This window comes from Paenibacillus darwinianus (genome assembly GCF_000598065.1).
Taxonomy (GTDB): Bacteria; Bacillota; Bacilli; order Paenibacillales; family Paenibacillaceae; genus Paenibacillus_I; species Paenibacillus_I darwinianus.
In genome coordinates, this window is the sequence record NZ_KK082198.1 from 1 (window position 1) to 10129 (window position 10129).

The 10129-nt window shown below is 57.0% G+C and carries 14 protein-coding genes; 6 read left to right on the forward strand and 8 right to left on the reverse strand.

Annotation, left to right across the window (positions count from 1 at the left end; genetic code table 11):
• Together BG52_RS12915 and BG52_RS12920 are read right to left on the reverse strand one after the other, a co-directional pair.
• Positions 1-218 (reverse strand): IS3 family transposase (locus BG52_RS12915; protein WP_036667433.1); only part of this gene is annotated, 218 nt, incomplete at its 3' end.
• A 59-nt stretch (positions 219-277) separates the two neighbouring features.
• Positions 278-562 (reverse strand): transposase, encoded by a 285-nt coding sequence (locus BG52_RS12920; protein ID WP_036583790.1) that lies wholly within the window; start codon positions 560-562, stop codon positions 278-280.
• Between the two features lie 393 nt (positions 563-955).
• Between BG52_RS12920 and trhA the strand changes: the two genes are divergently transcribed.
• Positions 956-1600: a PAQR family membrane homeostasis protein TrhA gene (trhA, locus tag BG52_RS12925; RefSeq protein ID WP_036583788.1), complete on the forward strand. Its 645-nt coding sequence runs from the start codon at positions 956-958 to the stop codon at positions 1598-1600.
• A 352-nt stretch (positions 1601-1952) separates the two neighbouring features.
• Here trhA and BG52_RS15490 read toward each other — a convergent pair whose 3' ends face one another.
• Positions 1953-2117 (reverse strand): DUF1328 domain-containing protein, encoded by a 165-nt coding sequence (locus BG52_RS15490; protein WP_081793881.1) that lies wholly within the window; start codon positions 2115-2117, stop codon positions 1953-1955.
• Between the two features lie 145 nt (positions 2118-2262).
• Here BG52_RS15490 and BG52_RS12930 point away from each other — a divergent pair, with 145 nt between their 5' ends.
• Together BG52_RS12930 and BG52_RS12935 are read left to right on the forward strand one after the other, a co-directional pair.
• Positions 2263-2811, forward strand: coding sequence for a DUF948 domain-containing protein (locus BG52_RS12930; protein ID WP_036583786.1), 549 nt, complete (start codon positions 2263-2265; stop codon positions 2809-2811).
• A 64-nt stretch (positions 2812-2875) separates the two neighbouring features.
• The gene (locus BG52_RS12935; protein WP_036583782.1) at positions 2876-4051 is read left to right on the forward strand and encodes a PP2C family protein-serine/threonine phosphatase; all 1176 of its coding nucleotides are present in this window, start codon (positions 2876-2878) and stop codon (positions 4049-4051) included.
• 83 nt (positions 4052-4134) lie between these two features.
• On the opposite strand, the gene BG52_RS14985 is transcribed toward BG52_RS12935, so the two are convergent.
• The 4 genes from BG52_RS14985 to BG52_RS12955 all read right to left on the reverse strand — a co-directional run bounded on the left by BG52_RS14985 (position 4135) and on the right by BG52_RS12955 (position 7009).
• Positions 4135-5223, reverse strand: coding sequence for a CorA family divalent cation transporter (locus BG52_RS14985; RefSeq protein WP_051587839.1), 1089 nt, complete (start codon positions 5221-5223; stop codon positions 4135-4137).
• A 165-nt stretch (positions 5224-5388) separates the two neighbouring features.
• Positions 5389-6171 (reverse strand): sigma-70 family RNA polymerase sigma factor, encoded by a 783-nt coding sequence (locus BG52_RS12945; RefSeq protein WP_051587837.1) that lies wholly within the window; start codon positions 6169-6171, stop codon positions 5389-5391.
• Positions 6168-6647, reverse strand: coding sequence for an anti-sigma B factor RsbW (gene rsbW, locus BG52_RS12950; protein ID WP_036583807.1), 480 nt, complete (start codon positions 6645-6647; stop codon positions 6168-6170). The genes BG52_RS12945 and rsbW overlap by 4 nt, the downstream gene beginning before the upstream one ends.
• 29 nt (positions 6648-6676) lie before the next feature.
• Positions 6677-7009: an STAS domain-containing protein gene (locus BG52_RS12955; RefSeq protein WP_036583780.1), complete on the reverse strand. Its 333-nt coding sequence runs from the start codon at positions 7007-7009 to the stop codon at positions 6677-6679.
• 255 nt (positions 7010-7264) lie between these two features.
• Here BG52_RS12955 and BG52_RS16195 point away from each other — a divergent pair, with 255 nt between their 5' ends.
• Entirely contained in the window at positions 7265-7423 is a 159-nt protein-coding gene (locus tag BG52_RS16195) for a hypothetical protein (RefSeq protein ID WP_190287543.1), read from the forward strand.
• A gap of 110 nt (positions 7424-7533) precedes the next feature.
• Positions 7534-8049, forward strand: coding sequence for a general stress protein (locus BG52_RS12960; protein ID WP_036583778.1), 516 nt, complete (start codon positions 7534-7536; stop codon positions 8047-8049).
• Positions 8050-8218: 169 nt separating this feature from the next.
• Here the strand turns inward: BG52_RS12960 and BG52_RS14990 are convergent, their stop codons facing one another.
• Entirely contained in the window at positions 8219-8674 is a 456-nt protein-coding gene (locus BG52_RS14990; protein ID WP_051587834.1) for a YtxH domain-containing protein, read from the reverse strand.
• Between the two features lie 318 nt (positions 8675-8992).
• Here BG52_RS14990 and BG52_RS12970 point away from each other — a divergent pair, with 318 nt between their 5' ends.
• On the forward strand, positions 8993-9955 hold the full coding sequence (locus tag BG52_RS12970) for an asparaginase (protein ID WP_036583775.1): 963 nt from the start codon (positions 8993-8995) through the stop codon (positions 9953-9955).
• Positions 9956-10129: the final 174 nt, after the last annotated feature.

Below are 10129 nucleotides of genomic sequence, written 5' to 3' on the forward strand. Positions count from 1 at the left end.
GATCGCCATTGTTGCTCGTTCATGATGCGAGTTACGGTCCGCTCGGATACGTGTATTCCTTGCTGTTGGAGCTTTTGTGTGACCTTGGGACTACCGTACTGCTGGCGTGACTCCTCAAAGACCTCCTTGACCTGCCCTGTCCATTCTTTGTGCTGACGCTCGCGTTCGCTCTCTGGACGGTCCTTCCATTTGTAATATCCGCTGCGAGATACTTCCATTACTTTGCACAACTTCTCCAGTCGGTACTCGGAGCGGTATTCGTGGATGAATTGATATTTTACCGACGGTCTTTCGCGAAGAAGTGCATGGCCTTTTTTAAGATTTCGTTCTCTTCTTGAAGTTCACGGATTTGTTTCTGCATTTCCCGCAGCTGGTGATCTTCTGACTTGAACGCTTGGTTTTGAACGATTTCCGGCTCACCGCCGAACTTCTTCATCCACCCATATAACGTATTGTCCTTGATCTTCAGCTCGCGGGCGACCTCCGCCACTGCCTTCCCGCTTTCTTTCACATACTGTACCGTCTTCTTTTTGTACGTCTCATCATAGAGAGGTTTTTTCATCTTTGACACAGCCTCCGATATAAGTCATTTTATCAGTGTAATATGTGTCTACTATTTAGTCTAGCATCAAATCTCCAATAGCCCCATCCTCTCGAAGTTCCTCGGCAACAACATCCTCAAAGGATTAGATTTCCTCTTCTTCTCAGATTATTATCGACAAGTGACTGCGTGAACTAAGGAACCGCCGTATACCGAACGGTACGTACGGTGGGAGGTCGGCTGCTCAACTAATGGGTAGCCTCCTACCCGATTCTTTTGGCATCGGCGAATGAGCAACCGGAAGCAGCTGAGGTACGCGTGTTCGCTATCCGGGTTCTTTCGCTTTTTCGCGCATGCGCCGGTATAATAAAAGAAAGTCCGACCGCATGAAACCGGCAGGAGGGATCAGATCGAATGGCCCATACACACACGTACAGCCGCAGGGAGGAAGTCGCCAACGCCGTGACGCACGGCATCGGCGCCGCCCTCAGCGTCGCTGCGCTTACGCTGCTTATCGTTTATGCCGCTTGGAAGGGAACCGCGCTGCATGTCGTGAGCTTCACGATTTACGGCAGCGCCATGCTGCTGTCTTTTCTTTCATCGACCCTGCTGCACAGCTTTCCCGAGGGGAAAGTGAAGAAATTTTTCGAGATTATGGACCATTCCTGCATCTATTTGTTCATAGCAGGCACTTATACGCCGATTCTGTTCCATGTCGTGCAGGGGGCGCTGGGCTGGACATTGTTCGGCATCGTATGGGGAATCGCGCTGATCGGAGTTGTGTTCAAATCGTTCTACGCATCCAAATTTCTATATACGTCAACGCTGCTGTATATCGCCATGGGCTGGATGATTGTGTTCGTCTGGGGACCGGTGGCCGAGCGTCTCGCCGGCGGAGGGCTTGCTCTGCTCATCTCCGGCGGCGTGCTGTATACGGCAGGAACCGTTTTCTACATGTGGCGAAGCTTTCCGTACCACCACGCGGTGTGGCATCTGTTCGTGCTGGCGGGCGCGGTGCTCCATTTTTTCACCATTCTGCTGTATGTGCTGCCTCTTTGATCGGGGCGGGGGAGGGGAGCCGGTGCGATTGTACAAGGAATGTGTGGAGTTCTTTGGTTCGTTCCAAAGGGGCGTCGGAGGATTATCCGTTCGGCCCCTCGCCGACAATCTCCGTCAGCAGTATCGTCTCTACAGCAGTCGCAGCAACCAGCCGCTACAGCTCATCCAGCAGATCCCCTGCGATGAGCGAGCCGGGGGAGCGTCGTTTCGCCGCTGCCCGGTCGCCGGCGGCGCCGTGCATGTACACGCCCATCGCAGCCGCCGCGATCAGGCTTGCGGCGTCTCCGAACCGATGGGCCGAAGCGGCTTTTTGATCATTTCGTGACTTCCCAGATGCTCATCGCGGCCTTCGTTATAAGGAACTTCTGCGTCCGAAAATGAGAGAAACGACAAACAGGATGAGGAACACGAAGAACAGGATTTTAGCGACCGAAGCCGCGGCGTCCACGATGCCTCCGAAGCCGAATATCGCCGCAATTATAGAAGATTGAGGGCAACCGAGCGACCCTCGCTTGATGCTTGTTTAACCGACCCTCCGGGATATGAAACAAGCCGGATTTTGGTTGATTCACGGCACTGGAGGAGGGGTAACGATATACAGAAGAATGAACCGACTGGCTTCTTCTCGGGACGTTTGAAATCAACGAGGGAGGGACATGCTCATGATGGAATTTGCCGTAATGATAATGGCCGTATCGGTCGCCGTATTAGTCGTATATTTGGTAATGACGCTGAAAAAGCTGCAGACGTCGCTGGATACCGCGAATCAGACGTTAGGTGAGGCGCGGGATGCGATTCATTCCTGGAAAGGCGATGTGCAGGGCCTCGTCGTCAGCGTCAAGGACCTGACTAATCAGGTGAACCGCCAGATCGATGCCGTCGATCCGCTCATGGCGTCCGTGCGGGATATGGGAGAAGCCATTCATGAGGTAACTTCCTCCGCGAAGGAAGTCACCGAATCCTGGATGGGCAAGCTTCGCAGCCAGGCTCAGAAAGCATCCATCGCGACCAAAGGCTCCTGGATGGATTGGGTGGAAGCCGGCGTCAAGGCGTACCATGTGGTGCGGAGCGCGTCGAAAGTATTACAGACCTCTCCGCAAGCGGTTGAAGCGCTGCAGCAGGAGGTACGGAAGGATATTCACGAGATTGAGCGCGACGTTCTCAAAAAAGACCGGCTGTCTGGACACGGCGGTGCGGTTACGTTAGGATAGGAATACCGAAAGAACGGAGTCGGAAGTGATGGACAGTCTGGATGCAAGATCAAGGAGATGGAGAATGCGGATCCTCATTGTGGATGATAATCCAATGAACGTTACGGTCGTACAAGAAATGTTGAAACGAGCCGGATACCGGGACGTACATTCCGCTCCATCGGCCATTGAATTGTTTCAATTGCTCGGACTGGCCGAAGACGGTGGGGAAGAGCCCGGATCGCTGCACAACGAGTCGGAGTACGATCTCATTCTGCTGGATATGATGATGCCCCGGGTAGACGGCATCGCCGCCTGCCGGGCTATTCAGCAGATTGAGCGGCTGCGTGACATTCCGATCATTATGGTGACGGCCATCGGCGATTCCAAAAAGCTTGCCGAGGCGCTCGATGCCGGCGCCATCGATTATGTGACGAAGCCGATCAACAAAATCGAGCTGCTCGCCAGAATTCGTTCGGCGCTCCGCTTGAAGGAAGAAAAGGATTGGCACAAGGACCGGGATCGACGGCTGCGCGAGGAGCTGCAGTTGGCCAAGGAGGTTCAGACGGCGGCGCTGCCGCTGCCGATCTCCGAGAGCTTCATTGAGGTCGGCGCGATCTATAACCCTTCGGAGGAGCTGGCAGGCGATTTATATTCGTGGCAACGCATCGACGAGAACCGGTTCGGCGTCGCGGTCATTGACGCGATGGGCCACGGGATCTCGTCTTCGCTCGTCTGCATGTTTATCGCCTCTGTGCTGAAGGATGCGATGACCAATCTGATCGATTCCGATCGGGTCGTCGAGGAGTTGAACCGGCGGGCGCTGCAGCTGCAGTTCGCCGATCAACTGATCCAGTATTATTACACGGCCCTTTACATGGTCGTCGATCTGGAGCGGGGCGTGCTCGAGTATGTGAATGCGGGACACCCTCCCGGACTGATCATCCGGAAGGACGGCCGCACCGAACGGCTCGGCGGGGGCTGTGCGGCTATCGGCATTTTCGAGAAGCTCGATATATCCAAATATACCGTAAGCATCGCGCCTGGCGATCGGATCGTGCTCGTTACGGACGGCTTGATCGACGCGATCGATGCGCCTTCGGAAGATCGGCTGGATGCGCTGTTCGACCGGATTCAGGATCTGAACGGAACGCATTCGCCGCAGGAATGGGCTTCCTATCTGCCGGGCAGTGACGTGCAGCTGGAGCGGCCGGACGATCAATGCCTGGTGTGGGTGGATGTGAAAGAAGCTCGTGCATAACAGGCGCGAGGGCCAAAAACAAACACGCAGAATTCCCGATCGAAGGGGATTCTGCGTTTTTGGCGTCGGGAGCGACTGTCCGTTTAATGCGGCGTGGTGCCGCGGCTGGATCGGCGGGGAAGTGATTCGCCGCCGGACGAGGGAATCAGAGATGCCGATGCGGTTGAGCCCGATTGGGCATCCTTGCTGCTGCGGGTGCGCCGCTTCCGCGCAGCCGCTTTGGCGCTGCGCTGCCGCCGCTCCTCTTGACGGGTGTGCAGAGCTGCGCCGGTGACGCCCCGGCGTCTTAGCCACAAATAAATGAAAAAAGTAATCGCGAGGACGATTCCGCCCGGCACTGCGAAGCCCCATGGCTCGGCAGCCCAAGGTATGCGGCGGAAGTTCGTTCCCCATAATGTGCCGGCAACCGCTGCAGGCGCAACCAAGGTGATGAAAAAGGTGAGCGTCCGCATGATGTCATTGCCCCGCAGCGCATAAACGGCATCGTCCATTGAGATCAGCGTGTCGATTTCCGCACCGTAATGCATGATGAGCGTCTCGATGCGCTGCAGCTTGTATACCAGTTTCCGGTAGCCTTCGCTTTCCGTCAGGCTGCCCATGAAGGCTTCCTTGAGTGCGGCTTCCAGTTCTTTTACGGCTATGTAATGATGGCTCCAGTGCAGCAGCTCGTACCGCCTGGAGAAAATGAGTTCCATCTGGTCCGCTCGGTGACGGAGGCGCATGCTCTCCTCAAGCGATTCGAGCCGCTTCTCGAAAGCGTCCAGACCGTCGTGGAACGATTCCAGGGCACAGCTCAGCATAACGGTGAAAGCCTCGGGTGCGCTGCCGCTCCGTTCCAGCTTGTCCTCCCACGGAGCAAGCTGAAGCCGCAAGGAGAACCTCATATCTTGCTGATTCGTCACAAGCCGCTGAGCCGAGAGCCAGAAATGGAACGGCCCGACGTCCTGTTCATCGTCCGAGAGCGGAATCATCAAGGTTCCATGGACGGCGGCTTCTCCGCCCGGGAGCTCCGTGACCGATATATGATCCGTCAGACGCTCTTCGCTCGCATCGAGCCAATCCGCGCATAACGGAAACATTTTTTTGCAATCCGGCAGGTCCGCGTCCGTCCGGTTCCGGGACAGCAAGTGCCACTCCCAGCCTTCCGGAAAACGAAGCATGTGATGATTCATCCGGTAACCTCCTGGCATCCGTCCTACGGTTACGATTGCTGCTCTCATCATACCCTGAAACTCGGCTTTGTTACAACTTGGAAAACCGACTGCCGCTGCTTTCATGACAAAAAACACGCCCGCCCCCGGAAGGGCGGACGCGCCGTTAAATAGCGGATAGGTTTATCATTCATAGGCTTCGCCGCCCGCATCCTCTATCAGCAGCTGCTTCAGCTTCTCGATCGCCCGCTTCTGGATGCGGGAGATGCTCATTTGCGATACGCCCAGCTGCTCGGCGATCGCACGCTGCGGCAGCCCTTCGTCGAACACGAGCTCAAGCACCTGACGTTCCTCGGGCTTAAGCTTGGACATGGCGCTTTGCAGGTCCAGCTTTTTGTCAACCGTATCATAATCGTCTGCCGGAGAGCCGATCAGCTCGCCCAGCGTTGTCGTACTCTCTTCCTCGGAGATCGGCGTATCCAACGATACATAATGATATAAATCCCGGCCCGCCAATATTTCAAGCGTTTCTTCATATGTCAGCTCGAGGTGGTTGGCAATTTCCTCAACGTTCGGCGAACGCTCCAGACGAACCGTCAGCTCATCGATCGCTTGCTGCACGACAATGCCTTTTTCCTTGATTCGCCGCGGGACTTGCACGTACCACGATTTGTCGCGCAAGTAATTTTTCATATGGCCGATGATGCTTTTCATAGCGTAGGGCTCGAACTGCACCCCGACCGATGCGTCGTATTGGGCGAACAACCGGAGGAGGGCCATCTGGCCGACCTGGTAAAGATCCTCGTACAGATCGGGACGGTTCCTCGAGATTTTGCCCGCAGCCATCCGCACCATCGGCTCATAATGCTCGATGAGCTTGGTCGCCGTTTCGTTCGTCGGGTTGCTCTGGTATTCCAGAATCAAAGACGACGTCTCCAGCGGCGGTTGATTGGCAGGCTGTGTGCTCATGCGGTATCTTCACTCCTGACCAGGCGTTTGGTCAAAATGACTTCGGTGCCTGCGTCGCTGTGCACCTCCACCTGATCCATTAACGCTTGCATGAGATACAGGCCCAAGCCGCCCGCATGAAGCTCGTCGACAGACTTGCCTCTCATCGGTGATTTTTGTCTTGCTACGGCAAGCGCATCGAAACTTTGGCCCTCATCCTTCACGACGATTGACAGAGCATCCCGCTTTTTGATAAATCTGACTTCCATCCGGGGCGCTTGCTCGGGCGCCGAAGCGGTCGTGCCCGAAGGCAAATTGCCGTAGGCATGAAGCACTGCGTTATTGCATGCTTCCGAGACGGCGACCTTCATATCCTCGATTTCTTCGTAAGAGAATCCCATCTTGGCGGCTATGCCGTATAAAGTGACCCTGACCAAATCCACATATTCGGCGGAGGCGGGTACTTGGAGCATTACCAATTCGTCGGTAGCCTTCATCGCTTTCATCCTCGTTCCTTTCTCCCCTTTTATTGTTCTTGCTTCTGGCCCGTCAAAAACGGAGTTATGCCGGTCATATCAAATAATTTGCGGATACCGGGCGGGATCGCTTCAACGCTGAACGGCGCCTGGCTGGCATTCCGGGCTTTGAGTACGGAGACTAGAATTCCGATCCCGGTACTGTCGATATATTTCAAATCACGTAGGTTGAGAGACAACTCCCTGTCCCTCAGCTCTACAAGCGGGGCCATGGCGGCGCGCATTTGCGTCGCGACCTCCAGATCGAGTTCACCGCTGACGTACACGATGCACCGCCCCTCCCGCGTTTCGGTGCGCAATTGGAATTTCTCGGGCTGTTTCATCTTTTCCTCTCCTGACCGTAGGTTTACTTCCAACAGTGGAACTTCTGGTGCGTATTCCTGCTGCGCTTTTCAATCATTTTACCTTAATCTAAATCTTATTAACCAGCACCCAACCGGTTGAAACAATGTCGATTTAAATAGAATGTCATAGGTCTGAGGTCGCTTGCGGTGCCGGCGAAGATTTGTTTGACCCCACGATGAGGCGGGTATTAGAGCTTAACGAGCATATTACCATAGGATGGAGGGATCATCGTCATGATTGAGAACCGCAATGTGGAAGTGGAAGAGCGGCATGTGGAAAAAAGGTCGGATTCCAGCCTGGTGGCGTCGACGTTCATTAAGTATGCGGCTTACATCATCATTTTCTTCGGCGCCTTGTATTTCCTGGTGAGATACGTTTTCCCGATGTTCTGATCGAATGTAGAGGCGGACAAGCCGGCGAGAGAGAACGGTGAAGACGGTTCAAAGGCATATAACAGGGGAATAATAACGGAATCCGGGATTGTGGAAAGGAGGGATGCGCCATGAGTATGGCAATCGGTATTTTTTCGAACCAAGCGGCCGCAATTGAGGCGGTTCAGCTCCTTGAGGGAGCGGGCTTTCGGCCCGATGAGATGAAGGTGGTGGCGAAGGACCGCGAATCTTCCGGCCGGATCGAGTCCGAAACGGACGTTCACGTGGACGAGCTGAATGATTTAACCGACGCGCGGGCGGATCGCAGCGGGGGCGACATTCCGCTCGACTCGCCGGCGGCGGCGGGCTGGGCGGCCGGATTTCCGGCTGGCCTCGGTCTGGGCACCTATAACGGCACGGGCTATCCGGCAGGCGTATTGGCCTATACGGCCCTGAACGATGGGGGAAGCGGCATGAAAGGGGCGCTGCACGCGCTCGGCTTAGGCGACACAGCCGCCGAAGTGTGCAGGGATGCGATCCGCGAAGGCTCGATCGTCGTCGTCGCCGAGGCCGATGGTGACGACTCGGTCCGCAAAGGCAGCGCGGAAGATGTGTTCCGCCGAACAGGAGCGGCACAGATTATCTGATTCCATGGGAGCCGCCGCAGATGTTGTCTGGGGACGGCGCAAATATGCAGCGTCATGCGTCGCCGTACCGCGCGCTTGGAACTCGCGCGGTGCGAGGCAGCGTTGGCGTATACGGACAAAAGCCGGAACCTTTGGGTTCCGGCTTTTGTCGCGAGCCTGCTTGCGTCGGTTAATCCTGAATCGGATCCGGCACCAAGCTGTCTTCCTGCAGCTGATGGTTGGTTTTCATGGCCTTCATGTCATTGCCGAGACGCTTCGCGTCCTGCTCATCCTGAACCATCGTGCCGTTGAACGCTTCATCCACATGAGCCTGCTCGGTCATGTTCGTCGAATTCGATGAGGATGAGGAACCTTTGGAAGGACCCGCCATCTCCGACACCTTGCCGGCAATCGTGCTGGCTTGGGCGCCGACGGCTTTGGCCGCATCCCTCGCGGTTACCGCCCACTCGGACGCCTGAGTTTTCAGCGTGCCCGCGGCGCCGTTAGCTCTGACCTTCAGATCGCTTCTCAGCTCGCGGCCCGCTTTGGGAGCGAACAGCAATGCCGCTGCCGCGCCGACCAAACCGCCGATCATTGCACCTTTCCATGCGCCTCCGCCCGACTGTTGATTTTCTCTTGCAGCCATATCGGTCAACTCCTTTTTTCCTCAGATTTAATGAGGCTTGGTATGTCCTTATTTAACCCGCAAGCAGCCAGTTGAAACCGGAAAATGCCCGTCACAATGCGTTTCGGGCCATACTGTTCCAGGCGGTCGCCCGCTCCGGCCATCTGGTTGACCACCGTCTTGCGACGCCACCACCGCGCGTTGGGAGCTCGCGGTGCGATTCCCCGCTTGCGGGCCGATTGCCACTCCCCTATGCTGTTTCCGCGCGCAGTCGCATAAACTGGGAGTGATACCTTTTACATTCCGGTACATCCGGACGAAAGGCGGGATTCAACGGCGATGCGGAGCAGGCATGATGAGGAGAGGCCGGTTAAACGGCGGTCCGAAGGGGAAGCCTTGGTCGTCAGCCGGAGAGGCGAGTGGACGGAGTATGTGCATGTCGGCCATGCGGCGGTTGTCGATGCGGACGGAAGGCTGGTCGCGTGGTCCGGAGATCCCGGCGGGATGACGGCGCTAGGCTCAGCGGCGAGACCGTTCGCGGCGGTTCCGCTCATTCTCGGCGGCTTAAGAGAACGGAACGAGTGGAGCGAAGCGGATGTCGCGCTTCTCGCTGGGGCGCAAGCGGATGCCGAAGCGAACTGCAGGACCATGCAAGCCGGCGCGCTTGCGCTGTGCCGCCGGTACAGCTGGCCGGCCGTCGGCTACACGCGTTCCGAGCATCCGCTGCAGAAAGAGACGCAGCGCCGGGTTGCGGAATTCGCCGGCATCGGTGAAGGGGCGATGGGCGTAGTTAAGGATGATTGCGGTTTTCCCGGCTTCGTGTTGCCGCTGTGGCGGATCGCGCTCATGTATGCCCGGCTCGCAGCGCCGCCGGCCGGCTGGGCGGACGGCATGCTTCGGACCGCAGCGGACAGCGTGGCAGGGGCGATGCTCGCCAGACCGGACCTGGCGGGGAGCGACGGCAGTCTGGTGCGCGTCATGCTGGAACACGGCGCCGTCGCGGTAAATGCCGGAGCGGGCAGGGTCGTTTTCGCTTTGCCCGGCGAGCGTCTCGGCATTGCCATTGCGATGGAAGCCGACTCGGACACGGCGCTGCCGTTCGCGGCGGCGGCGATTGTGGACAACATAGCGGAGACGCTCGGAAAACAGGTGCCCGACGATGCCCCGCCGAGTTCGCTTGCCGGCTTGGCCGCCGAAATACGTTCGCGATTTCCGGGTGAGAGGATGACCGCCGGGGGTGAGCCTCTCGGCCGGCACGAGAATGCGGAACGGCTCACGTTCGCGGATGGCCTTCGGCGGTGACGGCATTCGTACGAACGCTTTGGCTTGACGAATCGCGGCAAGGAGGCCGGGGGTGGGGGCGGCAGTCGCGGCAGTATTTTGGACGCCAGCGGCGACGCCTGTCCCTCATGGTGCATATAGAGATGCATTTTTAAAATGCGTGAAATTATATGCAGGTCTGCCGCCCGATACGAT

Coding starts and splice junctions, on each gene's coding strand:
- BG52_RS12955 (WP_036583780.1), bottom strand. CDS start 7,009: ATGAAACAGCCCGAGAAATTCCAATTGCGCACCGAAACGCGGGAGGGG.
- BG52_RS12935 (WP_036583782.1), top strand. CDS start 2,876: ATGCGGATCCTCATTGTGGATGATAATCCAATGAACGTTACGGTCGTA.
- BG52_RS12945 (WP_051587837.1), bottom strand. CDS start 6,171: ATGAGCACACAGCCTGCCAATCAACCGCCGCTGGAGACGTCGTCTTTG.
- BG52_RS12960 (WP_036583778.1), top strand. CDS start 7,534: ATGAGTATGGCAATCGGTATTTTTTCGAACCAAGCGGCCGCAATTGAG.
- BG52_RS16195 (WP_190287543.1), top strand. CDS start 7,265: ATGATTGAGAACCGCAATGTGGAAGTGGAAGAGCGGCATGTGGAAAAA.
- BG52_RS12970 (WP_036583775.1), top strand. CDS start 8,993: ATGCGGAGCAGGCATGATGAGGAGAGGCCGGTTAAACGGCGGTCCGAA.
- BG52_RS14985 (WP_051587839.1), bottom strand. CDS start 5,223: ATGAATCATCACATGCTTCGTTTTCCGGAAGGCTGGGAGTGGCACTTG.
- BG52_RS14990 (WP_051587834.1), bottom strand. CDS start 8,674: ATGGCTGCAAGAGAAAATCAACAGTCGGGCGGAGGCGCATGGAAAGGT.
- BG52_RS12930 (WP_036583786.1), top strand. CDS start 2,263: ATGATGGAATTTGCCGTAATGATAATGGCCGTATCGGTCGCCGTATTA.
- rsbW (WP_036583807.1), bottom strand. CDS start 6,647: ATGAAGGCTACCGACGAATTGGTAATGCTCCAAGTACCCGCCTCCGCC.
- BG52_RS12920 (WP_036583790.1), bottom strand. CDS start 562: ATGAAAAAACCTCTCTATGATGAGACGTACAAAAAGAAGACGGTACAG.
- trhA (WP_036583788.1), top strand. CDS start 956: ATGGCCCATACACACACGTACAGCCGCAGGGAGGAAGTCGCCAACGCC.